The organism is Bradyrhizobium sp. 142 (assembly GCF_023074015.1).
Classification (GTDB): Bacteria; Pseudomonadota; Alphaproteobacteria; order Rhizobiales; family Xanthobacteraceae; genus Bradyrhizobium.
Window position 1 is genome coordinate 1 of sequence record NZ_JADPKQ010000363.1, and the last position, 593, is coordinate 593.

Sequence of the window (593 nt, forward strand, 5' to 3'; positions counted from 1 at the left end):
GAGCATATCGCAGCGTATTCGCCGCAGGCGCGCGGGCGCTCCGAGCGAATGTTCGGCACGCTGCAGGGCCGGTTGCCGAAGGACCTGCGGCTCGCCGGGATCAAGACGGTCGAAGCCGCCAATGCGTGGCTGAAGGCGCATTACATGGCCGAGCATAACGCGGCATTTGCGATCAAAGCCGAACAGCAAGGCACGGCGTTCGTTGCCGACCGCCACGAGGCTTGGCGCGAGGCGCTGTGCGTGATCGAAGAGCGAACCGTTGCCAACGACAACACCGTCGCATGGAGCGGTCAGCGACTGCAGTTGCCGCAGAGCCGGCTCAGGCCGCACTTCGTCAAGGCCGTGGTGCGGGTTCACGAATATCCCGATGGCACCGTCAGCGTATTCCTTGGCCCGCACCGGCTGGCGAGGTTTGCCGCCGACGGACAGCAGATCAGCCCCGACGCGCCCGAGCCTGGCAGCGTGCTCGGAGCGGTCAAGGACAAGCCCTTGCGGGCGCGCAAGCGCGCGTCCTTGACCGCTCCTGCGCGCGCCGCCGTCGAGATAGCGCGGGTCGGGGCGGAGAAACGGGCTTCAAGTCGAACAAAGAAACC

1 pseudogene is annotated in these 593 nt (G+C 66.6%); it reads left to right on the plus strand.

The annotated features are described in order from the left end of the window. Positions 1-593: pseudogene (locus IVA82_RS33335) on the plus strand (hypothetical protein); the annotation flags it as partial.